We start from the raw sequence: 25,334 nt of genomic DNA, 5'->3' as shown, positions 1-25,334 counted from the left end.
GATAGCGGGCAAGATGCCCGCACTACAAAACTGATATTATTTATGTCTGTGCCGCATCAACCTCAAATACCCTCAGGACTAATGAATATCTGATTTAAGGGCCTACTCTAGTTACTTGCATACAGCCGTTACGATTGTTATAAACTTGTAAAATTGCGTATTGATTGGGATTAACTAAAAGAGCCACATATTGAGCCGCACTGACACCACTATCACAAATTGTTTTTGGTTCACCAGCACTTAAAGCCCGGTCTGACCATGTACATTGACCAGGAGATAAACCTTGAACTGCTGCCCCTACTCCTGGTTTAAATTTGATACGTACACCTTGATTACCATCATTTTGGATACTCAATGTACCACCACCACGACATGTGAGAGGATAACTTTGTTCAGCGTGGGCTGCATCTATACTGAGCATAGGTGACAAGATGGTAACGATAGCGGCGATACTGGAAATACGTGATAAGGTGTTCATTTTTTAACTCCTTGTGATGAGTCAGTTAATGATGCTTGAGTTTCTATATTGTTTTAGGTCTAGGGAAAGAATTTTATGCAGTGCTAGGAATGGTAAGGAAGCCAAATTGTGAAACAACTACCCTTTCCTTGTTCGCTGTTGACGCTGACTTTTCCACCGTGCATTTCGACAATGCGCTTCACTAGTGCTAGTCCTAAGCCTGTTCCTTCATATTGACGGTTGAGTTTGCTGTCAATTTGCATGAAGGGTTGAAACAATTTATTGATGTCCTGTTCTGCAATGCCAATTCCTGTGTCGATGACAGAAATACACAGGAGTGGAAGGGATAGGGAAGACAATAGTTGATCTGAGGTAATATTGTTGGGCTTCTGGTCTGTGAAGACTGAGACATTGAGTGAAATTGAGCCGTTGTTGGGAGTAAATTTAACAGCGTTGTTGAGGAGGTTAATGAGTACCTGACGCATCCGTCGTTCATCTAGCTCAATTTTAGGTAAATTGTCAGGAATATTGGTAGTGATATGAAGCTGCTTTTGTGAGGCTATTTGTTTGATGAAAATTAGACTGGCTTCACATAGGTGTTTAATGGAAACGGAATTCAGCTGCAATTCTAGTTTGCCGGATTCAATTTTGGATAAATCGAGAATTTCGTTAATTAGTTCTAGTAGATGTTTACCACTACGCTCAATTGTAGCGATCGCTTTTGCCTGTTGTTCATTAATAGGCCCAAACACTTTATCCAGAACACACTCAGACATGCCTAAAATGGCATTGAGAGGTGTGCGTAGTTCATGACTCATATTCGCCAAAAACTCATCTTTAAGGCGAGTAGCACTGGAAAGTTCTAAGTTAGTATGGGCTAATTGCTCATTGGTTTGTTGTAATTTGAATTCTGCTTGTTTACGAGCAGTAATATCTGTTAATGTGCCGATATAACCGATGATTTGGCCTGATAGGTCAATTTCCGGTAAGGCATGGATATAAAACCAAGACACTCTACCATCTGGTAATAAATGTCTGCCTTCGTTGCAAAACAATTGTCCTGGTTGAGTGGTTTGAGTCCATTTTCGCCATTGTCTATATAAGCGATCGCTGTCTTCTGGGTGCAAAGTCTTGACCCATCCCATCCCTAAGGCTGTCTGTGGTTCTCGACCAGTCAATTGAGACCAGTAATTATTGACATAAACACAATTGACAGCCGCATCAAATCGGAAAATAGCCACTGGTACTGTTTCCGCTAAAGTGGCATAACGGCGTTCACTTTGAATTAAAGCTGCTGTACGCTCTTCCACTCTAGCTTCTAGTTCCTGATTAAGTTGTTGTAGTGCTGTTTCCGCTAAAATTCGCTCAGTAATATCCACAGCTACTCCACCCACAATTGCTAGACCAGTGGTGTCTGGTAAGGGGAATTTATAAACTAGAAAATCCCCTAGAGTTCCGTCTGTTCTTGGTGCTTTTTCGATAGTTTCTAGGGCTTGCTGAGTTTGTGCCACTTGGCGAATATTATCCACAAATTGCTGCGCTATTTCCGGTGGATAAATATCAAATACTGTTTTTCCTAGTAGGTCTTCGATGGTTTCAGCTTTCACATCAAACAGACGCAGATAAGTTGCACTGACATAGAGAATGCGACCGTTTTCGTCGGTAATCCAGGCAGCAGCAGGACTATTATTCATAAATGCCTGAAACCGATTTTCACTGGCTTGAAGGGCGTTAGCTGTTTGTTTACGCAGTGTGATATCTTCGATGACGGAAATAAAATATTTGGGTGCACCCAAGCGATCGCGTACCAAAGAAACTGTTAAGTTAATCCAGACAATGGAGTTGTCTTTACGGATATAACGTTTTTCTAGTGCATAGGTGTCTATTTCCCCTCTCAGCAGGATATTAGCTTGCTCTAAATCATCTAACAAATCCTCAGGATGGGTAATATCCTGAAAGGTTAAATTCATCAGTTCCGATTGAGTATAGCCAGCGATGTCACAGAAGCGTTGATTAAGCCTGAGGAAATATCCATCCAAGGATACATGAGCAATCCCCACTGCGGCCTGTTCAAAGGTACTACGAAATCTCTCTTCACTTTCTCGGAGAGTTTCCTCAATTTTTTGCCGTTCTACTAATTCTGCTTGCAGTTGTTCATAGGCACTTGCTTGTTGAATGGCGATCGCTAGTTGTACTCCTAATTGATCTAATAAATCTAGTTCTACATCTTGCCAGTGACGGGGTGCAGAACATTGATGAGCTATTAATAATCCCCATAATTCGTGGTTGACTAGAATTGGTACAACCAAATTGGCTTTGACTTCAAATTGTTCCAGCAGATGGATATGACAATCGGTTAAACCTGCTTGATAAATATTATCTATGGCTCGTTTTTTGCCGTGACGATAGTCGTGGTTGATTTTCACTCGTTCTTGAAAACAAGTATCTTGAATTTGCACATCTATAGATGTACTCCATCCAGGTAGCACCGATTCAGCCACAATCTTACCGCTCATATCTGGCTGAAATTGATAGACAACTACTCTATCTGTTTTGAGAAATTGGCGGACTTCTGTGGCAGTAACTTGTAAAATTTCCTTGAGTTGTAGGGATTGACGAATCCGTAGAGCGATCGCTGCGATAATTTGTTGCTGTTCTCGACTTTGTTCTAGCTGTCTAGCTAAATGTATCTTTTCTACTGCTTGATGAATGGTGTGTTGCAAAATAGAAGCAGTCAATTCCCCTTTCACTAAATAATCTTGGATACCGCTTTTCATCGCACGTACAGCAATGATTTGGTCTCCTTGTCCAGTCAGCATAATTACAGCTGATTGATGGTTGCTAAAATATGGGCGAAATTCTTCTATTAGTTCTAGTCCATCACTATCTGGCAACAAATAATCCAGTAAAATAATCTCTGGTCTTTCTTGTGGAGTAGCAGCTAATGCTTCTGTAGCAGTTTCAAACTCCAAAATGCGGTATTTGTATAATGTATCTTTCTGTAAAAATTTACAATAAGTTGCCCTATCTTCAGGATTATCATCAATCAAAAATATCGTAAAAACTGATTGATAATGATTAATCTTACTAACATTGGTAAACATCCTACTTTCACAAAATATTTCTGACACTTCTTATAGTTTTGAATGTTTTATAGCATTGATTTCAACTACCCTTTTGTTCCTGCTTCTTGTCTATGTCTATGAACTGCCTTCAACTACACAGAACCAGTACAGCAGGAAAAGCTTATGTGTGTTTTGTTACCAAAAATCTTTTTATCAGGGTTTATTTTAGATGAATATCACTGCGAAAATCGTCAAGTTTATGATTAAATCTGAATCTAGGAATATTTCAGATTTAGCATTAATAGATACAGTTTATCATATTTTTAATTAGCACAAATGGTGATATTTCGTTAATATTGGTTTACTATTTAATACATTTTTTAATTAATTCTCAGTAAATAACGCAAAAATGGTGAGGACACCAGAAAAATTTATCCCTGCCAGATTGAGTCTGATTGCGGCTAGAATTGTTACGATATTTTCAGATTAGACGTTGAAGCCTTGATTCAATCTGAAACCTTAGAACTACTAGAATGGCATCGCCTCTGCCAGCACCTTTCTACCTTTGCGGCAACTAAGTTAGGGGCGATAGTTGCGCGTAACCTACCAATTCCCAGCACTCAGGCAGAAAGTGAACAGTTGTTAGCTCAAACGAAGGAAGTCTATCAACTAGAAAGTCACTTGAGTCCTGGCCTATCATTTGAGGGCATTCAAGATATTGGTGATTCCCTGGAACGGGCAGAACTGCAAGGAATTTTGTCTGGGGAAGAACTGTTAAATATCGCTACTACTCTATCAGGTGCGAGAAATTTACGTCGGTCTATCGACAACCAAGAAGATTTGCCAATTCTGAGTGAGTTAGTTGCTGATTTACGGACTTACCCAGAGTTAGAGCAGGAAATTCACCGTTGTATTGATGAAAGGGCCCAAGTTACCGACCGCGCTAGTCAGAAATTAGGGGAAATTCGCGAGGAGTTGCGTCGATTACGCAGCCAAATTACTCAAAAACTGCAAAATATCATCCAGGTTAAATCTAACGCCCTGCAAGAACTGATTATTACCCAACGGGGCGATCGCTTTGTTATCCCCGTGAAAGCACAGCAAAAGGATGCGATTCCTGGTATCGTTCATGACACATCCACCAGTGGCGCAACCCTCTACATTGAACCCAATAGCATTGTGCCCATGGGTAATCAATTACGCCAAGCCTTAAAAAGGGAGCAGGTAGAAGAAGAAGCCATTCGTCGGGTGTTAACTGAGCAGGTAGCAGCCGTCAAACCAGATTTAGAAAGATTATTAGCTATTGTCACCACTTTGGATTTGGCTACAGCTAGAGCTAGATATAGTTACTGGTTAGGGGCAAATCCTCCCCGGTTTATTCAACGAGAAGCACAGGAAATCATTACCCTGCGGCAGTTGCGCCATCCCTTGTTAATTTGGCAGCAGCAACATGAACAAGGCCATTCAGTAGTGCCTGTAGATTTACTTATTAGTCCTCATATTCGGGTCGTTACCATTACTGGCCCTAATACTGGAGGTAAAACAGTAACTTTAAAAACATTGGGATTAGCTGCCTTAATGGCCAAAGTGGGTTTATTTGTTCCTGCCCGTGAACCAGTAGAAATGCCTTGGTTTGGTCAAATTTTGGCAGATATTGGGGATGAACAATCTTTACAACAAAGTTTATCGACTTTTTCCGGTCATATCCGTCGCATTAGTCGAATTTTAAATGCCATTAGTGAGCAAACAAGGGATGAATTACCTGACTCCCTAGTATTACTAGATGAAGTGGGAGCAGGGACAGATCCAGCAGAAGGAAGTGCCTTAGCGATCGCTTTACTCCAGTATTTAGCTGAACATTCCCAATTAACCATTGCCACCACCCACTTTGGTGAACTCAAGGCTTTAAAATACGACGATGCTCGGTTTGAGAATGCCTCCGTCGAATTTAACGAAACTACCCTCTCACCTACCTATCGTCTGTTGTGGGGCATTCCTGGACGCTCTAACGCCTTAGCTATAGCCCTACGACTCGGTTTAAAACCAGAGGTGGTAGAAGCAGCTAAAACCCAAGTGGGAGAGGCCACAGATGAAGTCAACCAGGTAATTGCCGGTTTAGAAGCCCAACGCCGCAGCCAAGAAACCAAAGCCGCAGAAGCCCAGGAATTATTACGCCAAGCGGAAAAGCTGTATAAAGAAGTTTCCACCAAAGCCGCAGCATTACAGGAGAGGGAACAAGCTTTACGGGCTTCCCAAGAAATTGCCGTCCAACAAGCAATTAACCAAGCCAAAGGGGAAATCGCCCAGGTCATTCGGCGCTTACAACAAGGAACACCCACAGCCCAAGATGCCCAGCAAGCCACCAACGCCTTAAACCAAATTGCCCAGAAACATCAACCAGCACCACCACCCAAACCCAAACCAGGGTTTATGCCCAAAGTAGGCGATCGCATTCGTATTCCTAAATTAGGGCAAACTGCTGAAGTATTAACTGCACCCGATGCAGATGGGGAGTTAACGGTGCGATTTGGGATCATGAAAATGAACGTCAAACTCCAAGACGTAGAATCTTTAGACGGGCAAAAACCAGAACCCATAGCTAAACCCAAGGCCGCCCCAACTCCAGTGACACCACCACCCACACCGGCCCCCGCTATTCGTACCTCCAAAAATACCGTCGATTTGCGCGGAAAACGGGTAGCTGATGCCGAATATATTTTAGACAAAGCTATTTCCGAAGCCACTGGCCCCTTGTGGATTATTCACGGTCATGGTACAGGTAAATTGCGGCAAGGTGTTCACGCCTTCCTGCAACAGCATCCACGCATTAGCCACTATGAAGGTGCAGAACAAGCAGATGGCGGTAGTGGAGTCACTATTGCCCATGTGCAGTAACGGAAAAATCAATCCTCTATCTATAGGGATAAATTGCTGATTGCTAATTACGATTTATTTCACAAGCACTAGCAATTACACGGATTGTGGCTAATTTATGAAAGATAAGTTGAATTTTTGTCTCATCGTCAATTGAGATGTTGATTCTGGTGGCAAACTGTTGCCAGATTCTCTGCATCAGGGTAGTTAATTCAACATCGCCAGTCCCAGCACAACACCTCTCACCCCATATCCCCATCCAAATTTTGGTGGATTAAAATTAGTTGCCCTTTTTTAAATATCTGAAATTTAATGCCAATTTGATTTAGATAACAAAATTTATGCCTGCAAATCTAGACTTTGATTTATACCAATTGTCCGTTAAATGAAAACATCAATGCACGAAAAGCCAGACAGCAACAGACTTTTCAACTTGATATTTGTTTTCTGTTTTTGCACATAAATACCCTTAAAGCAATGCTGTTTACTCAACTGATTCAACAATAAACATAGGAAACCTATATTCATGCCTAAGAGTCTGGTTTCAAAATGGGTAACAGCAACCGCCTTTCTCAGCCTGATCACCTATGCTAAAAGTTATGCACTCGGTCGCTAATTCCGCCACTCCAACCTCCCAATGGGAGGACTTAAACCAAATTGCTGCCCCTAGCTCAATTCAATGGGAAAATATCAAAACCCAATTAGATTTAGTGCTGTTGGCCCTAGAAACACTCACAGGCATTGGTTCTGAGGCCATGCTCTCGGCGGCAATCAATTTAAACTTAGAGTCAAAAGTACCAGACCGCGTAGCTTTGTGGCGACTACGCCAATCAAACCCGCTGCGTAAAGGTCAGGGAGGGCGCAAAAAGCTGGATATAGAAGAAGCGCGATCGCTAGTTCTGATTATCTGCTACTTAGCTAAACAGCATCAGGAATTAATTCGTCGTGCTGTTGGGTTATTAGAGCAAATGGCGGCTACTAACCGAGAACCTCATCAAACTGCTTTACTGGGAGATTATATTGATGCTTTTTGCAACACCTACCAAGAACGGATGGAAGAAGACGAACATATCTCTACAGATTTGCTGACCAAGTTAGCACTCAAATTGCTTGTAGATTTATTATTTTACAGTGCTTCAGGTGGACATCGGCGTTTGTGGTTAGCACTGATAGACCGTGCCACAAAACAGTTTTAGATTTTCGATTTGCGATTGATGATAACTCATCCCAACATCTAAAATCCAAAATCCAAAATTCCCAATCGTCTCCCTTCCCATTCCTCCTATGCCTCGATCTAATTCTGTTATCCGTCGCTACACACCGCCCAGTTGTACCCTGGAAATCTGGGCCCAAAGCTCGCCTTTATCCCGTTGGATGGGAACAACTGTCCTCAAAGACTTACGATTTGAATTACATTTTGATGCTCCCGGACTACCCTCAGAAAGTAAAGTAGCTATAAGGGGCGATCGCGATCAACTCCAAGCTTTGTGTGATGTCGTCACCATCTACGTTCAAGAACTTCTTCACCAGTCCGCCGATAATTTTTGGCTCAGTTTCTCCACATCCCTTCCCTCTACTTCCATTCCTGAACCATTAGAATCACCAGATACTCATCCCCCTACCTTTTCTGCCCAAACCATCAATCCTGTTGCTAACCAAATACCAGAAGCAAAAATTTATTTAGAACCTAGTGAAAATTTAACCCATAAATTATTTTTTGGTTCCCTCGCCCATCCCACATCTGGCCCCTATATTCAACTCAGTCTTTTACAACTATTTGATTTAGCAACAGCCCTAGATGAATATTCTGCCGATGTCATGGCATTACCAAATCTTGGCCATGAAACATCTTCTGTCACCTTACCTACTTGGGCCCCAATTGCCGCCGTATTAGTATTAGCTGTTGGTTTAGCTCCTTTCACTTGGCAATATGCCAGCCAACGCCAATCAAATCAAACCCAAACAGCTAGCAAACCTAATTCCGAACCAGCTAACTTAGCCCTCCAACCCAGTCCTCCGCCCAATCTGCCTACACCTCAACCAGCAATTTCTCCCTTAATTTTACCCCCAGCCCCTAGTAGTAGTAACCCCATTCCTTTACCTACTTTAGGTGCATCCCCAGCAATACCATCAGCATCCATTCCTAACCCTCTCACAGTCCCCAACTCCACAGCTAATACATCCCCACAAAAGACACTGGATATATTAGGGCAAACTAAACCCCCTCTCAGTGCTAACCCAGCATTATCATTACCAACCAAAGCCCCCAATACTCGCCCAAATCCCGCAGGGGTTATTTCTCCCACAAATATCACGATTGCTAGCAGTCAAGCTGCTGCTAATCTCAACACCAAACGCGCACCAACTAATATTTCCCCTGTTCCTCAACCACTAGCCTCTCCTATCGCCCCTCCTCTTCCCTCTGCTGCCCTAGATTTACAACAACTCAATCGAGAAATTTCTACACCTGCTGATGCTACTGCTGGAGCAAGTAATGATTTAGTCACAAAATTGCGAGCAGCACGCACCACCACTGCTTCTGAACCAGCAAAAACAGCTACATTATTTGACACACCACAAATAGCAGAAGCCAGAGATTACCTGAAAAAACGTTGGCAACCACCGACGGGCTTATCAGACACCCTAGAGTACAGTCTAATGTTGGGCGTTGACGGCATGATTGAGAGGATTTTGCCTTTAAACCAAGCAGCAAGGCAATATGTTGATAATAGTGGTATTCCTGAAATTGGCACACCCTTTGTCTCAGCCAATAAAGCTGGTCAAAGTCTCAGAATCAGAGTTGTGCTGAGTCCAGATGGTAAGGTGCAAACTTTCCCAGAAACACCATAGTTCAATGAAGTATCCATCTGAGTCTAATCTGTCTTGTGGTGCGGGCCAAACAGCCCGCTACTGGTTTACCTGAAACTGTTCCCACATTTGCTTGTAAGCATTCTCCATCTCACGAGTAAACTGCTTACCATTCCATAAACGTGCAGTTTGTCTTGATTGACGTAACTGCCAGGATATTTGCTGCCTTAAATTTTCATCCTTACCTAACCGCACACCCCACTCTACATACTCTTCATCACTCCAAGCAATACCTTCTGTAATTCCTGCATTCATCATCATGGTATAGCTGTTCCGGGCTGCAAATTGCTCTCCCACTCTAGTGACGATGGGAATACCCATCCACAGGGTTTCGAGGGTCGTGGTAGCACCGTTGTAGGGATAAGTATCTAATACCACGTCAGCAATGGCTAAATTAGCTCTGTGAATAGACTCAGTAGGATCGGCAGACAAGAATTTCAATCTCGAAAAATCTACCCCTTCTTCTGCGGCTATTTTGTGAAAAAATTCTTGAATCGAATCTTCTTGAGCGCTACCTTTAATTAAAAAGTAGCTATTAGGAACTTCTTTGATAATTTTCATTTGCCATCTTGTGGTTTCAGGATGGCGTTTGTATCCTCGTTGAGCACTCAAATAAACCACCGCATCATCAGGAATATCTAAATCTTGACGACGTAAAGTTGGTACACCCACTTCAAAACCATCAACAGCCACATATGTGTGAGGTAAGCGCCAAATTTTCTCAGGGTAATAATTTTGTGCTGAATGTGGCAATACATAAGGGTCAGCAATAAAATAATCAACAGCAGGTATGCCAGAAGCGTCCCAACCCAACCAAGTAACTTGAATTGGTGCAGGTTTAAGGGCTATAACTTCACTGGTAATATCTAAAGTAATGCTATCTAAATCAACTAAAATATCAATATCATCTGCATAGATTGTTTCGGCAATTTCTAAGGCATCCATATCTAATTTATGGGCTTTATCTGCCTTATGGGTGTAAAGTTCTTGGAGAAAATCATCGACTAATCTGTAATTAACTAGATAAGCATAAATTTCAAATTCATCACGATTGTGATGATCAAATAACCACCTAGCTAACCAGCCTACAGAATGCCTTCTTAGGGCGTAGGAAACATATCCTATCTTTAATTTGCGGGCAGCAAGTGTTTTTTTCTGTTTATTAATGCAGTGTTGAGAATATCGTTTTGCCTGGTCAGGAGCAAGAGCTTGAATATTATTTTGGAATATTTGTGCTATTTGGTTATGTATTGTTCTAAATTGTGCTGGGCTATCTTTAATATGTGGTATAGCAAAGGATGGTGTGAGTAACCGCAGCGTCCTGACTTCATCAATGGCCAGGGGTTGGGCTTGAATAAATTCTGCTTGAAAATACTCTAATTCTCGACTGGTTGCACATATTTCTTCCCAATATCCACCAGCACTCATCAACCCACGTAACAATAAATGAGCAGCAAAAATTTTGTCTGCTAATTCTGTGGATAAAGCCAGACATAATTTAGCTTTCTCTATTCCCTGTTCATGATTTTTAGCATCTTGATAAAAAATAGCTAAATGTCTGAGAATTTCTACATTATTAAAGTCTAGACGCAAATATAAATCTAAGATTTGGGCAGCAAGTTGGGGATTTTTGAAGGTATGTCCGATTTTAACAGCAGCACTTAAAACTATGAAAAATATTTTTTGCGGATGCTCAATATAATTTAAACAAGCTGCTAATAAATCTGGAGATGATAGGTGTAAATTTGGTGTATCAAATACTTGCTCTAAGACTTTTAATAATAATTCTAAATTTAAGCTGGTTTGGGGATGTTGTTTTAATAATTCAATAATGCCTAATTCCTGTAATTCTGTTTCTTCACAGTTACCAATTTTGATGGAGAGCAACAGAATTTTTAAGTTATTATTAATGTTCTGGGGATTAATTTCTCGAATATGTTGGCAAATTGTCCAAGCTAGAGATAATTCTCCTAATTTTTCTTGTCTTTGTGCTTCTGACTCTAAAATTTGTAGCAGTTCCTGTGTATATATTTCTATGGTGCTATCTTCAGCTTCTGCTAATGGTAGCATCCAAGTCATTTGTGCTTCTGTTTCTTGTCCTTGTAACAGCAAAGATAATCCCAAATGCCAATAATTCGATACTACTTCAGGGGCAGCAGTAATGGCTTGTTCATATAAATTTGCAGCTTGGATGTAGTTTCCTACCTGAAAGGATTGTGTAGCCTGTTCCTGGTAACTAATAATATTATTCATTTGAATATTCGTTGAGCAAATTGGAGATTAATTAAGCAAACATTTTAAATAGAATTAAAGTGGACAGAGAAAATTCTACCCACTTTAGCAGTATAATAAATTAGCTTATTAATTAAAGCTTGGTTGTATATTTAAGTAAGGTGAGTCAGTTGATTGCCCACCTACTAACTCAATTGATTACTTAACGAGGCTGTAATCAGTTGGACATTCAGGAGGGGTTGTTCCACCAGTAAATGTTGCGTCTGTTTCACCATTAAGAGCGTTGTTGATGTTGATAGGTTGGTTAGCTTCACAAAGGATGGCTACGGTAGTAGCTTCGCTGCTATCACCCAATGTGCCTATACCTACACCACCAACATAGGCTTTGATAGGTGCAGAGGATTCTTTAGGTTGGGCACGGTTAGATACTGTGGTTTGACCACTGCCACCATTGGCGATTTTGTATTGGTAGTTTTGTGTTTGGGTGTTGATACCAAGACCTAATTTAGCAAAACTATCGTTATCAGCAAAAACGTTATTTTCTGCGTAGTAAGCTTGTTGAGCGCGGTTCATTGAACCGATATAAGTTTTAGCTTCGGACTGCTTGGCTTTGTTAGCTTGGTTAAGGAAGGAGGGGAGAGCGATCGCAGATAAAATACCAATAATGATAATAACAACCAACAACTCAATCAAGGTGAAACCTTCTTCGTTGTTCTTTTTATTCAGGATATGTTGCAAAAATTTAACTTTAAGATCGGTTTTCATTGCTCTGGTTCCTTGGGCAAGGGTGTTTTTTGATTTCTAAATGTAAGTTACCCACTTCCGATCACTTTCATATCACTTGCAAAAAAAATTTTTTTTATTCTCCTTTCCAAGTTCTAGATGTCCCTACTAGAGCGATTTTCATCGATTTTGCTTTTCTCCTAATAGCCAAGAGATACTGACCAAGCTGGCATTCTTTACCACATCTATAGGTAATAATGAACAGTATTATTACTATGTTTAGACTGGCGAGATTTTGCCAGTATTGATTAACACTCAAGCATGAGATAACCCAGTTCCTCTAGTTTCAACAGTAGCTGTTTGATGACATCAAATATTTGCTGTTCATCGTTGGGTGCTAAGGTAACAGGATCTATAGGTCTGATTTGCTGCCATCGTTTTGCTAACGAAATAATAGTTTGCGGTTGTTCTAACAATGGAACCAAACAAGGAGCAATAGAGCTATCTATACTAATAACTTCTTCTGGTGGAGATAGGTAGCGACTGATTGTCAATGGTCTAACTTCTCTAATACAGGCAAACAAATCTTCTTGGAATTGAGGACTTTTGAGTTGGGGATGTAGATACACTGTTGCCCTTTGCCATTCTGAGTCTGTCCATTCAGAAATAGGTACAAATGTATGCTGTTGCTGAGGATGACCACACCAAAAATCTAGTAATCTATGGACAGGTTGTAGCAGTTCAAATAACTGTAATTGTTCTTCCTGGGAAATTTCTGGTAAACTCATGGCTAGAAAAGCAGGTAAGTTATCCGGTTCTTTAAATAACTGCATCAAGTCCCATTTACGCCAGTTCACCATATTAATGAACTCTAATTCAGATGTCCGTAAAGCTGCAAAGAGGTCTGTGATAGTATAGCCTTTATCTCCTTGGAACAAGAAATTCATTAAAATCCGTTCTTTTCTGTCTTCTGCTTCTTCGTATTGAGAATTCCAAGTAGTAGCTTTGAGGTTGATATTATCTTTTAGTGCCTTCATTGATTCGATGACTATTTCCACTTCCAGGTCTTCTGGATTACTATCCATTAATCCCATCATTGTGAAAACTTTTTGAGCGCGAAAATAATTAAATCTTTGAATGGAACTGTGTAAATTACTGCGAATAATTCCATCAGCTTTAAGTACAGATTTCATTGCCTGCAAAGCAATGGCAATATCTGGAAAAAGGTAGAGAAGTTCATCACAATTTATATAATCAAATTCATAACCTATCTGGGGTAAATCTTCTACAGGCAAGACATAAAACTCAGTGTTGTTAAATCCGTGATATTCCAAGCGTTGTTTTGCTAATTTAATTGATTCTGCGGAAATATCCACACCCACAATTTTTGCACCTGGATTAGCTTCTGCTAACACTAATGATTTATAACCTGTGCCACACCCTGCATCTAAAATGATTTTGTCTTGAGTGTTGATAACTTTTTGATTTCTTAGATAATAAGGTGTAACAAAATTATGAATATACAATAAGTTAAAGTTATCTTTAGGAGATTGTTCTAGGGGGGTTCTCGGATATGGAGAACTGTCAAATTGCTGACGAATTTTCTCTAATACATCAGAGGTGGGGTTATTGGTTGCCATAACTCTTTATTCCTAGAATTGTTTGTTGTCTCAGTGAGAGTGGCTTTTTACTGTTGTGTATTGTCTCATAGCAAACATATTTATCAAAGTCTAATTTGCTTCTTCAATGGTGGGTTGAATATTTATCAGTGGTTATAAGTACCCACGCAAAATTAATTGCACATAGCGCCTATTTATTGAAAACAAACATCTCTGTACTCCCTATCACCTGTTCCCTCTCCGGTTATGTTATGATATATTAAGCGTAGTCGTTATGAGTTTGTATAAATATGGTTAACCCAACAGTAGAAAACTTAGTGATTATTGGTTCTGGTCCAGCAGGTTACACCGCAGCTATTTATGCTGGACGTGCGAATTTAAAACCTGTTGTTTTTGAAGGGTTCCAAGCTGGGGGTTTACCTGGTGGACAGTTGATGACTACAACAGAGGTAGAAAACTTCCCTGGCTTTCCCCAAGGTATTACTGGGCCAGAATTGATGGATAAAATGAAGGCCCAGGCAGAACGTTGGGGGGCTGAGTTATATACAGAAGATGTGATTTCTGTTGATTTGAGTCAGCGTCCTTTTACTATTCGTTCTGAGGAAAGGGAAATTAAGGCTCATAGTATAATTATTGCTACTGGAGCTACTGCAAAACGGTTGGGTTTACCCAGTGAACAACAATTTTGGAGTCGGGGAATTTCCGCCTGTGCCATTTGTGATGGTGCTACACCCATTTTTCACGGTGCGGAGTTGGCGGTTATTGGTGCGGGAGATTCCGCGGCGGAAGAGGCTATTTATTTGACCAAGTATGGTTCTAAGGTGAATCTGTTGGTACGTTCGGAGAAGATGCGTGCTTCTAAGGCGATGCAAGACCGACTGTTAAGTAACCCCAAAATCCAGGTGCATTGGCACACAGTGGCTGTGGATGTGGTAGGTAATGGTCATATGGATGGGGTGAAAGTCCGTAATACTGTGACTGGAGAAGAAAGTGTATTACCTGCTAAGGGGTTGTTTTACGCCATTGGTCACACTCCCAATACTTCTTTATTTAAAGGACAACTAGAACTGGATGAAGTGGGTTATGTTGTCACCAAAAACGGTTTGATGGAAACTAGTGTAGAAGGTGTGTTTGCGGCTGGGGATGTGCAAGACCATGAGTTTCGTCAAGCAATTACAGCTGCGGGCACTGGATGTATGGCGGCAATGTTGGCGGAAAGGTGGTTATCTAGCAAGGGTTTGATTCAGGAGTTTCATCTCCAGTCTGCAACTGCTAATAATGAATTGGCATCAGAGGTAGAGACGAAGACAGTAGTAGACCCAGCGGCTGAGTTTAGTTTACAAGCAACACGCCATGAAGGTGGCTATGCTTTAAGAAAATTATTCCACGAAAGCGATCGCCTACTCATCGTTAAATATGTTTCCCCTGGTTGCGGCCCCTGTCATACTCTCAAGCCGATATTAAATAAGGTTGTAGATGAATTTGACAGCAAAATCCATTTTGTGGAAATTGATATCGACAAAGACCGAGAAATTGCTGAAAATGCTGGAGTAACAGGCACACCTACTGTCCAGTTTTTCAAGGACAAGGAACTGGTGAAGGAACTCAAGGGTGTGAAGCAAAAGAGTGAATATCGCCAATTAATTGAGAGTAATTTGTAGAAAACAGGGATGGGGAAATGTGGTAAATTTTACATAAGCAGGTAAAATATGGTGCAAGCCTTACCTAAACACAAACTAGTAACCTTTGCAGAGTTTGTAGAGTGGTATCCGCAGACAGGAGTCCGCTATGAACTCCATGATGGAGTAATTGTAGAAATGACACCACCAGTAGGAGACCATGAAGAAATAGTGGGGTTTTTAGTGGGAGAAATAGTCACAGAATATAAACGGCTAAAACTTCCATATTTCATCCCCAAAACAGCTTTCATCAAACCACCTAACAAAGAATCTGGTTATTCACCAGATATACTGCTGTTGAATAGACCCAATTTAGCCAACGAACCTTTATGGAAAAAAGAGTCTACCATTAGTCAATCAGCTTCTGTTCCTTTGGTGGTAGAGGTGGTGAGTAGCAACTGGCGTGATGATTACCACAAAAAGCTAGCTGATTATGAGGAAATGGGGATTGCTGAATACTGGATTATTGATTATGCTGCTTTAGGTGGTCGAGCCTTGATTGGCAACCCCAAGCAACCAACAATCTCTATTTATGAGTTGAAAGATGGGGAATACCAAGTCAGTCAATTTCGCGGTGATGACCTGATTATGTCGCCTAGTTTCCCAAATTTGAACTTAACTGCTAATCAAATCTTTCAAGCTGGTGTCTAGGTGATTGTTTCTCGAATCACGAGGGGAACTGAAATATTTTTGCTGACTTCTAATATCATGTCTGGTTGATTAGTTATGATGACACCATCTATGCAGCAATGGGAAAGTTAATCCTCTTTGCTGTCTGCATGAAAGGTCGTCAGCCGGACAAAATATTGAAGTCAACACAGCATGACCATTACAAAACGTAAATCACTCAGTTTCCTCAATTTTGCCAAAAAATCTAGTTTATCTCAGCAATTAATGCTGATAGGGTTAATTATTACCCTATTTTTTATTTTCCTAGCTTTTTTCGCACCTGTATTTCAGGCTTGGGGATGGCTGCAAAATCCCAAGGAATTTTTAACTAATCCTATTCATGATGCACCTTCGGCCAAGCATTGGTTTGGGACAAGTCGGTTGGGACATGATGTATTTTCCCGCACTATATTTGGCGCACAAGCGGCACTACAGGTTGTAGTTTTAGCGACGGCCTTAAGTATGGTGATAGGTGTTCCCTTGGGGATGGTGAGTGGCTATCTGGGAGGTAGATTAGACAAGGTGTTGCTATTTCTCATGGATAGCATTTACACCCTACCAGGGTTGCTACTTTCTGTGACATTGGCTTTTGTGGTGGGGAGAGGAATCTTAAATGCAGCGATCGCTATTAGCATTGCTTACATACCCCAATATTATCGTGTTGTTCGCAACCACACAGTCAGTGTGAAAACAGAAGTTTACATTGAAGCAGCACAAGCGATGGGTGCTTCTACCTGGATTGTACTTTCTCGATATTTATTTTTTAATGTCATCCAAAGTGTACCTGTACTATTTACCCTCAATGCTGCCGATGCCATTTTGGTTTTAGGGGGTTTAGGGTTTTTAGGGTTGGGATTGCCAGAAGAAGTGCCAGAATGGGGATATGATTTAAAACAGGCCCTGGAAGCTTTACCCACAGGTATTTGGTGGACTACCCTGTTTCCTGGATTAGCAATGACAATTATGGTGGTAGGGTTATCACTACTTGGTGAAGGGTTAAATGAATTTGTCAATCCCCGATTAAGAAGAGAAAATGGTATCCGCAAATGATCATTGGTAATTCACAACCAGACAATTAACCATTGATAATTAATTACTAAAGAATTGAGAGAGTTGTGTGAACGATAACATTAATTTAATTGCGGCTGCGGCCGGTGGCTTCATGCTTTCTGTGGCTTTATCGGGAATTTTAAAAGGTACACCAGTAACCAATTGGCAACAAGCTACTCATAATTCCTATCCCATTGCTAATGTACGAGTTGTGAGTGATCTGAAATGTTGTACTACGACTAACCAGAAAGTTGCTTTTGATCAAAGTTAAAATTTTATTTTTTGATGAAGGTGGATAGTGAGTTTATATATCCATCTTTAGTTAATATAGACGTATACAAAGCAATTAGGAAATTAACTACAGCTAAAACTAAGATACCCAACCGTTTTTATCTCTGTCACCTGTCACTTCCTAATATCTGCTAGTTGGAGAATTTTACTCACATCATTGATATTAATCATCATATCTTCGGCAAAATTCTGAGGATAAATCAGATGTTGTAAATGCCAACCTGGCAAAGTTTCACCAATTAAGTAATAATAATCTAAACCAACTAAGTTACTGATCCACCAATAGCAGTGATAAACGTAATTTGGTGAAAATAATTCGATCACTTTAGTACCTGGTTGACAAAATACTAGATTAGTTAAACCACTACCATGGGGAGAAATAACTATTTCTGCTTGAGCAAATAATGCTGCTTGTTCTGCTACTGACATTGATTCTAAAATCACTGGTTGAAATCCATAGATTTGGAGTAAAGCTAATAGTTCATCTTCGTTGATAACTCTACGACTTTTAGCTAATTTGCGAGTAATATAAATCTTCTTTTGCGGAGATATAAACTGGTGATGTTCCGTTTTAAGAAAGTTTTGTTTTAAAAAATCACAAGTCCACTTGGGCATCCAAGCTACACAACCAGGGAAAGAAGGAATAATTAACTCAGTAGCTTGCAGATGATGCAGGGAATTAATCTGTAGTTGTTTTTCTTCAGGTATTTGCAAAGTGGTGAGAGTTTCTTGTTGAAATTGCAATCTATTATCAACGATAAAGTAATCTATTTCTGCTAATTTTAAATCTAGCTTTAATAACTCTAATCGTGGTAAAACATCCAACATCCAATGGAAATAAACATGATTAGACAGTCCAGCTAAAACAGCTACTTTCCCCTCTATCTTATGAATTGGGGGTAGTTTATTAATGGCAAAAACTCCATGATGACTGGGATGTTTATCAGGATGCTGTGGACTTAAAATTGGGTAGTCTGGAGAGATATCTGCTAAAAAATGTGATGGGTCTGTCATCACCAAAGATTGTGTTTGATCTGCACTCAACCAAAATTGACCTTGAGGGATTTTCACCACAAAGGATGCAGGTAATTTAATAGTCTTTTCAAATCTGAAACTAAAATGTAGAAAATTATCTAATGATTGTGGATAATTTAAATCAATATCTATTTCTGGATAAATTCGATGATAGGTTGCTTGACTGGGAGTATCATTTCCTATCCATTGTGCAGTTGATTCATAAAATTCTCTGGGAGGATCAACAATTTGTAGGTGCGAGGGTTCAAGATGATAATTTAATCTAGTATTTTCCGGTAAAACATTAATTAAATTATCAATAAATTCGCTAACGGAAGAATTAATATTGATAGCTTGCTGAAAATATTGATTAGCTGCTGCGAATTGCTGTTGATGAGCTAATAAGAAACCTAAATAAGCTAAATTTAATGGTGATTTTGACCCTAATTCAACCTGTTTTTTCAAAGTAGCGATCGCTTGGTTTATATCTCCGGCTTGAAAATGTGCTATTCCTAATAGATAATATGGGTCATTTAACTGGGGATTGGAGGTAATGTAGTTGGTTAAATATACGATAGCTTGTTGATAGTCTTTTAATTGTAAATAAAATTGTCCCAGTAAATAATCAACTTCTGGATGATTGGTGATTTTGTTTAAAATTTCAATTGCTGCTGTGGGTTGATTATCCTTTAATAGCACCTTACTTAAGGCTAAACTAGCATTGCTATTTTCTGGATTAATTTCAATAATTTTGTGCAGTAAATCTTGGTATATTTCTTGGTTACTTAGTTCAACTAGTTGGCTGAAGTGCCAATATGTATCTTCTGTTTGATAAGAATCATCAATTAATGACTTTAAAAATGCCACTCCTGGTGTGTTGAGATGAAAATTATTTTGCCATAAACTTATTTTTGATTGTAATTGTATTGCTGTTTTTAAATATTCTATACCTTGGTTAAAATTTCCTTTATAAATAAGTGATACACCCAAATCACTATAAGCCGGTGCATAATCATCTTGAAATTGAATAGATTTTTCAAAACAATCAATAGCTAATTTCCACTCGGAAATATGCGTATAACACAGACCTAGTTGATAATAAACCCAATTATTGGGTGAAGTTTGGATGACTTGTTGATAGCATTCAATGGCTGAGGGAAAATTTAATAACTTTTGCCAGGTAATAGCCAGTTGTAAATAAGGTTCAAACCAACTTTGTTGCAGTATTGATGCGGTTTCCCAGTAAGTAATAGATAACTCTAAATTACCCTGCATAGACACAGCCTGACCCAAGTGATAATAAACTTCTGCATCGCTAGTATCCCAATCTATAATTACTTCATAAATCCGTTGGGCTATTTCTGGTTTAAGATCCGATAAATATGCGTGAGCTTGTGTTTTTAAAACTAAAATAAACTTGGTTAATTCTGGTTCTAATACATCAAAATCTGTCTTGTCGAAAATTGATAACCAAATCTCATTAGCTCGATATTCATCACCTATTAATAACCAACATAACCCTAAATATAAATAAGAATCTAATAAATCAGGACTTAGACCTATTCTCTGTTCATAAAGACTGATGGCTTTGACAAATTCTCCCTGTTGCAGATATATATCAGCCTGAATTTTTAGTTGATGAATATCCATATTTTTTGATTTTGTTATATGTTAGAGAATGATTTAATTTAGGAATTTAGTCTTGTGCAACAAGTAATTGGTATTGATTTAGGGGGAACAGCGATTAAGCTGGGAAGATTTACATCCGATGGTAGTTGTTTACAATCCTTAACAGTACCAACTCCCCAACCAGCAACCCCAGAGGCGGTGGTGACTGCTATAGTGGATGCGATCGCTCATATCGACCCAGATCATCAAAGTATTGCTATCGGTTTAGGTACTCCCGGCCCAGCTGATGCTACAGGACGTATTGCTAAAGTAGCTATTAATCTCCAAGGTTGGCAAGATATACCATTAGCAGAGTGGTTAGAAGCGAAAACAGGTAAACCCACCATCATTGCTAACGATGCCAACTGTGCAGGTTTAGGGGAAGCTTGGTTAGGTGCTGGTTGTCACTTCCAAAATTTGATTTTGTTGACCTTGGGAACCGGTGTCGGTGGGGCAATAATTCTTCATGGTAAATTATTTGTCGGCCATCAAGGTGCTGGGGCAGAATTAGGTTTAATTACCTTATATCCCGATGGGCCGATGTGTAATAGTGGTAATCAAGGTTCTTTAGAACAGTATACTTGTATCTCCGCTATTCGTCGTCAAACTGGAAAAGAACCATCGGAATTAGGTGCGTTAGCTGTAGCTGGAGACCCACAAGCATTAGCTTTTTGGCAGGAATATGGCAAATACTTGGGTATTGGTTTAACCAGTTTGATATATGTACTCACACCAGAAGCCATTATTATTGGTGGTGGTGTTAGTGCAAGTTTTGAGTTTTTCTTCCCATCCATGCAAGCAGAAATTGAAAAGCGGGTGTTACCAACATCACGAACAGGGTTAAAAATTCTGCCAGCAGAATTAGGTAACTCTGCGGGAATGGTGGGTGCAGCGAAATTAGCTTGGCAAAAAGTTGGCAACTGAGAAAGTGAAATTCAGAATTTTCTTCTCCCTACCAACTTAAGAGAGATAATATCCTGTGGTTTTTTCTAAATAATGTACAATCTGCGTATATGATTCTGGACTACTCACCGGGTTAATAATAATCGGGTTAGCCATCTCTGGTAGCCAAAAAGTCAGTCTACCATTGGGTTCGTAACAAAAAGAGCTAATACATTTAAGATTAATTATATATTTATTGCGATCGTAGGCAATTGTCACCCAATAAGCATGATCAAGCTGTAGACCTTGTACACACTCTAAATATTCTAAAATTTTCTGATAGTCTTCCCAATTACTTTGAGGACTAATGGTCATGGGTAGGTTGCTATTTGGTACCCAAAATGTGATCCTGCCATTGGGTTCATAACAGAAAGTGTGGACATATTCCAAATTAATTACATATTCCTTCCTTTGGTGTTGCACTTTGACCCAGTAAGCCACAACATTTCCTCAACAGTGACTAAATCTTTTTAGCTCTTGTAAAGTAATTTTACTGGGTAAATTGCATGTTTACTCAAATTCTGATTTTTCCTCAAATTTGATTGCCAAAGGCAAAACTTTTTGAAGGGATGTTAAGCTGATCATTTCGGCTATTATCCAAAAATTATATTGTCTTGTCTCTGGTGATACAAAATACAAAATATGTATTTTGTATTTTGTACTTTATCTGACTCAAGATACTTGCAAAGGTTTTTGAGTATCCGTTACGCTATGGGAACGAGAAATAGCCGCTTCCATAAATCCTTTAAATAAAGGATGGGGTATGTTGGGGTGAGACTGAAATTCTGGATGGAATTGACAAGCTAAAAAGAAGGGATGCTTGGGATACTCCACAATTTCCACTAACCTGCCATCAGGAGAAGTACCACTAATGACGTAACCAGACTCTAACAAGCGGTGACGGTAAACGTTGTTAAACTCGTAGCGATGACGATGACGTTCGTAAATCACTTCTTCTTGGTAAAGTTTAAAAGCCAAGGTATTGGGTAGCACACGACAGGGATAAAGTCCCAAACGCATTGTTCCCCCTAAATCAACTACATCATGCTGTTCAGGCAAGAGGTTGATTACTGGGTCTTCTGTATAAGGGTCAAATTCGGCACTGTTGGCTTTAGCTAGTCCCTCAACATTGCGGGCCCATTCAATCACGGAACACTGCATTCCCAAGCATAACCCTAAAAAGGGAATTTGGCGATCGCGTGCATATTTAATTGCGGCAATTTTCCCATCCACACCGCGGACACCAAAACCACCAGGGACGACAATTCCATCTACACCAGCAAGATAATTTTCTGCCGGTTCTGTTTCTAAAACCTCAGAGTTAATCCAGCGTAACCGCAAGTCACCATAGGTATCAATAGCAGCGTGACGCAAAGCTTCTACTACAGATAGATACGCATCACTCAACCGGACATATTTACCGACAATGGCAATTTCCACTGGGTATTTAGGACTGTACAACCTGTCTACCATGGTTTGCCAATGGGTGAGGTTGGGTTGACGCTGTTCCATTTGCAGCAATTCTAAAGCTTGCTGTGCTAACCCTTCCCGTTCTAAAGTTAAAGGCACTTCATAGATACTGCTGGCATCTTGGGATGTGATCACACATTCTACAGCCACATCACAAAATTCCGACAGTTTTTGTTTTAAGCCCACAGGAATAGCGCGATCGCTCCGACATACTAAAATATCTGGTTGAATACCAATAGAACGCAATTCTTTGACTGAATGCTGAGTTGGTTTGGTTTTCATCTCCCCTGCGGAAGCAATCCAAGGCAATAATGTTACATGCATGTAAAGAACATTTTGCCGTCCCACCTCTTTACGTAGCTGACGAATCGCTTCTAAAAACGGTAAAGATTCAATATCTCCTACTGTCCCACCAATTTCTGTAATCACTACAGCCGGATTAGTTTCTTTAGCTACCCGCAAAATCCGGTCTTTAATTTCATTAGTAATATGGGGAATTACCTGTACAGTCCCACCATTGTAATCGCCTCGCCGCTCTTTATTAATAACTGCTTGATAAATCGAGCCAGTTGTTACACTATTTAAGCGAGACATGGAGGTATCAGTAAACCGTTCATAATGCCCCAAGTCTAAATCAGTTTCTGCACCATCTTGGGTAACAAATACTTCTCCATGTTGAAAAGGACTCATTGTCCCCGGATCAACGTTAATATAAGGGTCAAGCTTGAGGATCGATACGGAATAATCCCGTGATTTGAGTAATCGTCCCAAACTTGCTGCTACAATGCCTTTACCGATACTAGAGACAACGCCCCCAGTTACAAAGATAAACTTAGTCATAGTAATTTGAATTGCTAGCAACTTCTAAAAACACATCCCGTCATTGTGCCACAGTCACAATCGTTAAATCTTCTGTGTGTGATTTTGCCGTGAAAACCTTCTTTGGATTAATAATATTTAATTGTTTTTTCACCTCCTCGGTCGCATTAGCACAACCTGCACTTGTAGTAGTTTTTCCTCCAAATAACTATCAAACCAGTACAGAAAAAATCTTTTTTATTGGTACAGCACCATCCGCAGGGCAAGTTCTCATCAATGGTAAACCAGTGAAGCGTAGCAAGGTAGGTCATTTTGCTCCTAGTTTACCCTTACAGTTGGGAGAGAATCTATTTAAAATTCGCTACCAAAATCAGGAACGAGAAATTAGAGTTACAAGAATATCAACACAGCCAACGCTACCACAAGGGTTAGGTTTCGCCAAAGATTCTTTAACCCCTGCTAGAGATATTGCCAGACTTCCAGGAGAACTCATTTGTTTTAGTGCCGTTGCACCCCCTAATGCTAGTGTTTCTGTTCAACTAGCTAATCAGACTCTCACCCTTGCTTCCCAACCCCAACAAGCACAACTACCTGCGAATTCTAGTATTTTGACAGGACGTAACCAACCCATTACTTCTATCCTTAGCAATTACCAAGGTTGTACAACAGTCGCAAATGCTGCGGATTTGGGAAAACCTCAATTTAGTTTGACACTAAATGGTCAAACCATCACTCAACCGGGCCCAGGAAACATAGAAATTATTTCTCCAGCACAGCTATCAGTAATAGAGGTAACCGCAGATGCAGGAGTGGCCCGCACTGGCCCCAGCACAGATTATTCCCGACTCACACCACTACCTAAAGGCACAAGGGCAGCAGTTACAGGTAGAGAGGGTGAATGGTTACGTCTAGATTATGATGCTTGGATTAATAGCAAAGAAACCCGCATTTTAACCGGTGCAGTACCGCCACAAACCATGATTCGTAGCGTGGCCTATCGTCCATTATCTAATGCCACAGAGATATTATTCCCTTTACAAGTTCCCGTACCTGTGAGCGTAGAACAAAAAAATCATGGTTTTGTTCTGACTCTACACAACACGACTGCCCAAACAGACACTATTCGTTTAGATGATAACCCTTTGATTTCTCGCCTGGATTGGCAACAAATTGCCCCAGGAAAAGTACAATACACCTTTAACCTCAAAAAAGGTCAACAATGGGGTTATAAGCTTAGATACGATAACAGCACCCTAGTTTTAAAGTTGCGTCATCCACCTGTCTGGAGAAACAAGAAACGCCAGCCTTTGTTAGGTAAGAAGATTTTACTTGATCCAGGCCATGGAGGTAAAGAATCTGGTGCTAGCGGCCCCACTGGGTATTTAGAAAAAGATGCCAATCTAGTCATTTCTAAACTGTTGCGAGATGAGTTAGTGAAGCGTGGTGCCACAGTGGTGATGACTAGAGAAGATGATAGAGACGTGTCTTTGGTGGAACGTCAGGAAATAATCAGTAAAGAAGAACCAGCGATCGCTATTTCTGTCCATTATAACGCCCTACCTGATGATGGTGATGCAGAAAACACCAAAGGTTTTGGTGCGTTTTGGTATCATCCCCAGTCCCATAGTTTAGCGATGTTTTTACATAACTATGTAGTGAAAAAACTCAATCAACCTTCCTATGGTGTCTTTTGGAATAACCTAGCTCTTACCCGTCCCTCTGCGGCTCCATCGGTATTATTAGAATTAGGTTTTATGATTAATCCTGATGAGTTTGAGCAGATAGTCAACCCCAAAAAACAACAACAAATGGCGAATGTATTAGCTGATGGTATTACTGAATGGTTTAAAATCAGCCAAAGTAATCAAAGTAGGGGATTTTAGATTTTTAGCGT

The 25,334-nt window shown here is 40.1% G+C and carries 17 protein-coding genes; 9 read left to right on the top strand and 8 right to left on the bottom strand.

The genetic code is table 11. The annotated features are described in order from the left end of the window. Positions 1 to 94: 94 nt before the first annotated feature. Positions 95 to 478: a hypothetical protein gene (locus H6G73_RS07945; protein WP_190603030.1), complete on the bottom strand. Its 384-nt coding sequence runs from the start codon at positions 476 to 478 to the stop codon at positions 95 to 97. Positions 479 to 561: 83 nt separating this feature from the next. After that, positions 562 to 3,561, bottom strand: coding sequence for a PAS domain S-box protein (locus tag H6G73_RS07940; RefSeq protein ID WP_190603028.1), 3,000 nt, complete (start codon positions 3,559 to 3,561; stop codon positions 562 to 564). Between the two features lie 462 nt (positions 3,562 to 4,023). Here H6G73_RS07940 and H6G73_RS07935 point away from each other — a divergent pair, with 462 nt between their 5' ends. The 3 genes from H6G73_RS07935 to H6G73_RS07925 all read left to right on the top strand — a co-directional run bounded on the left by H6G73_RS07935 (position 4,024) and on the right by H6G73_RS07925 (position 9,246). Continuing rightward, the gene (locus H6G73_RS07935; protein WP_190603026.1) at positions 4,024 to 6,417 is read left to right on the top strand and encodes an endonuclease MutS2; all 2,394 of its coding nucleotides are present in this window, start codon (positions 4,024 to 4,026) and stop codon (positions 6,415 to 6,417) included. A gap of 566 nt (positions 6,418 to 6,983) precedes the next feature. Then, on the top strand, positions 6,984 to 7,592 hold the full coding sequence (locus H6G73_RS07930) for a DUF3038 domain-containing protein (RefSeq protein WP_190603024.1): 609 nt from the start codon (positions 6,984 to 6,986) through the stop codon (positions 7,590 to 7,592). A gap of 88 nt (positions 7,593 to 7,680) precedes the next feature. Continuing rightward, on the top strand, positions 7,681 to 9,246 hold the full coding sequence (locus tag H6G73_RS07925; protein ID WP_190603022.1) for a DUF4335 domain-containing protein: 1,566 nt from the start codon (positions 7,681 to 7,683) through the stop codon (positions 9,244 to 9,246). A gap of 57 nt (positions 9,247 to 9,303) precedes the next feature. On the opposite strand, the gene H6G73_RS07920 is transcribed toward H6G73_RS07925, so the two are convergent. The 3 genes from H6G73_RS07920 to H6G73_RS07910 all read right to left on the bottom strand — a co-directional run bounded on the left by H6G73_RS07920 (position 9,304) and on the right by H6G73_RS07910 (position 13,859). After that, a complete protein-coding gene (locus H6G73_RS07920; protein WP_190603019.1) occupies positions 9,304 to 11,517 on the bottom strand; it encodes an O-linked N-acetylglucosamine transferase, SPINDLY family protein in 2,214 nt (737 codons plus the stop codon). Between the two features lie 177 nt (positions 11,518 to 11,694). Next, entirely contained in the window at positions 11,695 to 12,261 is a 567-nt protein-coding gene (locus H6G73_RS07915) for a type IV pilin-like G/H family protein (protein WP_190603017.1), read from the bottom strand. Positions 12,262 to 12,527: 266 nt separating this feature from the next. After that, entirely contained in the window at positions 12,528 to 13,859 is a 1,332-nt protein-coding gene (locus tag H6G73_RS07910) for a class I SAM-dependent methyltransferase (RefSeq protein WP_190603015.1), read from the bottom strand. Positions 13,860 to 14,128: 269 nt separating this feature from the next. Between H6G73_RS07910 and trxB the strand changes: the two genes are divergently transcribed. From trxB to H6G73_RS07890, 4 genes are all read left to right on the top strand, one after another. Beyond that, a complete protein-coding gene (gene trxB, locus H6G73_RS07905; protein ID WP_190603013.1) occupies positions 14,129 to 15,499 on the top strand; it encodes a thioredoxin-disulfide reductase in 1,371 nt (456 codons plus the stop codon). A gap of 48 nt (positions 15,500 to 15,547) precedes the next feature. Further along, the gene (locus H6G73_RS07900; RefSeq protein ID WP_190603011.1) at positions 15,548 to 16,168 is read left to right on the top strand and encodes a Uma2 family endonuclease; all 621 of its coding nucleotides are present in this window, start codon (positions 15,548 to 15,550) and stop codon (positions 16,166 to 16,168) included. Between the two features lie 171 nt (positions 16,169 to 16,339). Further along, positions 16,340 to 17,236: an ABC transporter permease gene (locus tag H6G73_RS07895; protein ID WP_190603009.1), complete on the top strand. Its 897-nt coding sequence runs from the start codon at positions 16,340 to 16,342 to the stop codon at positions 17,234 to 17,236. 67 nt (positions 17,237 to 17,303) lie between these two features. Further along, positions 17,304 to 17,507, top strand: a complete 204-nt coding sequence (locus H6G73_RS07890) for a hypothetical protein (RefSeq protein ID WP_190603007.1) — start codon at positions 17,304 to 17,306, stop codon at positions 17,505 to 17,507. 134 nt (positions 17,508 to 17,641) lie between these two features. Here the strand turns inward: H6G73_RS07890 and H6G73_RS07885 are convergent, their stop codons facing one another. After that, positions 17,642 to 20,191, bottom strand: coding sequence for a glycosyltransferase 61 family protein (locus H6G73_RS07885; RefSeq protein ID WP_190603005.1), 2,550 nt, complete (start codon positions 20,189 to 20,191; stop codon positions 17,642 to 17,644). A 54-nt stretch (positions 20,192 to 20,245) separates the two neighbouring features. Here H6G73_RS07885 and H6G73_RS07880 point away from each other — a divergent pair, with 54 nt between their 5' ends. Next, positions 20,246 to 21,133 carry an ROK family protein gene (locus H6G73_RS07880; RefSeq protein WP_190603003.1) on the top strand — a complete coding sequence of 296 codons (888 nt, stop codon included), beginning with the start codon at positions 20,246 to 20,248 and terminating at the stop codon, positions 21,131 to 21,133. Between the two features lie 36 nt (positions 21,134 to 21,169). Here the strand turns inward: H6G73_RS07880 and H6G73_RS07875 are convergent, their stop codons facing one another. After that, positions 21,170 to 21,592, bottom strand: a complete 423-nt coding sequence (locus H6G73_RS07875) for a hypothetical protein (protein ID WP_190603001.1) — start codon at positions 21,590 to 21,592, stop codon at positions 21,170 to 21,172. A gap of 231 nt (positions 21,593 to 21,823) precedes the next feature. Continuing rightward, a complete protein-coding gene (locus H6G73_RS07870) occupies positions 21,824 to 23,461 on the bottom strand; it encodes a CTP synthase (protein ID WP_190602999.1) in 1,638 nt (545 codons plus the stop codon). 89 nt (positions 23,462 to 23,550) lie between these two features. Between H6G73_RS07870 and H6G73_RS07865 the strand changes: the two genes are divergently transcribed. Further along, the gene (locus H6G73_RS07865; RefSeq protein ID WP_190603184.1) at positions 23,551 to 25,323 is read left to right on the top strand and encodes an N-acetylmuramoyl-L-alanine amidase; all 1,773 of its coding nucleotides are present in this window, start codon (positions 23,551 to 23,553) and stop codon (positions 25,321 to 25,323) included. Positions 25,324 to 25,334 lie beyond the last annotated feature (11 nt).

The organism is Richelia sinica FACHB-800, assembly GCF_014698825.1.
Classification (GTDB): domain Bacteria; phylum Cyanobacteriota; class Cyanobacteriia; order Cyanobacteriales; family Nostocaceae; genus FACHB-800.
The sequence above is the reverse complement of the archived record's forward strand: the minus strand, read 5'-3'. Positions and strand labels throughout refer to the sequence as shown.